Source organism: Rhizobium sp. SEMIA 4085 (genome assembly GCF_013004495.1).
Taxonomy (GTDB): domain Bacteria; phylum Pseudomonadota; class Alphaproteobacteria; order Rhizobiales; family Rhizobiaceae; genus Rhizobium; species Rhizobium gallicum.
Window position 1 is genome coordinate 1 of the sequence record NZ_JABEPH010000717.1, and the last position, 546, is coordinate 546.

Annotated in this window: 2 protein-coding genes; one reads left to right on the forward strand and one right to left on the reverse strand. The window is 61.5% G+C overall.

Going from position 1 to position 546, the window contains the following annotated elements; all coding sequences use genetic code 11:
• Positions 1-108 precede the first annotated feature (108 nt).
• Complete coding sequence (locus C9413_RS34115; protein ID WP_246703922.1) at positions 109-336, reverse strand: hypothetical protein; 228 nt, start codon at positions 334-336, stop codon at positions 109-111.
• Between C9413_RS34115 and C9413_RS34120 the strand changes: the two genes are divergently transcribed.
• The gene (locus tag C9413_RS34120; RefSeq protein WP_246703921.1) at positions 238-477 is read left to right on the forward strand and encodes an inositol monophosphatase family protein; all 240 of its coding nucleotides are present in this window, start codon (positions 238-240) and stop codon (positions 475-477) included. The genes C9413_RS34115 and C9413_RS34120 overlap by 99 nt on opposite strands.
• The last annotated feature ends 69 nt before the right edge of the window (positions 478-546 follow it).

The following is a 546-nucleotide window of genomic DNA, read 5'->3' on the forward strand; positions in this document are numbered from 1 at the left end:
CGAGGTTCTTAGGCGTCTCGGGGGCTCGGAGATGGGTATAAGAGTCAGTTTGCGCTACCTGCACTCGACGCCCTGTTCTGGGCCTCAGTGGACGGCCCTTTGCACGGGTCAGGGTCCGTTTCGCCCGTCGGGACACAGCCCATCGCCTTTGGCATAGGCCGCAACCGGACATGGCCAGTCGTCCACCGGCTCGCAGTCGAGGCGGCGCTTGAAGCGCAAGGTTTTCATATCGTCTGCTTGGGGAGCTGTGCCGCGGCACTTGCGATGGTCGCGGCCGGCCGGCTCGCCGGCTATGTCGAGCACGGCACCAATCTTTGGGATTGCGCCGCCGGTCACGTCTTGTGCCGGGCGGCAAATGCGCCTTCGTCCATTCTCCCCGAGGCAAATGGGAAAGTGGCCGTCATTGCCGCTCCCCAGCATCTGACAGATCGCGTGCAGCTGGGATCGTTGGGCCCAATACCGTCTTTTTTCAGGTGATGGATGGTCCGGTCATGGACTTCTCCACCGATTATACCTGACCTGTCATCCGCCCAAATTATCTGCAAC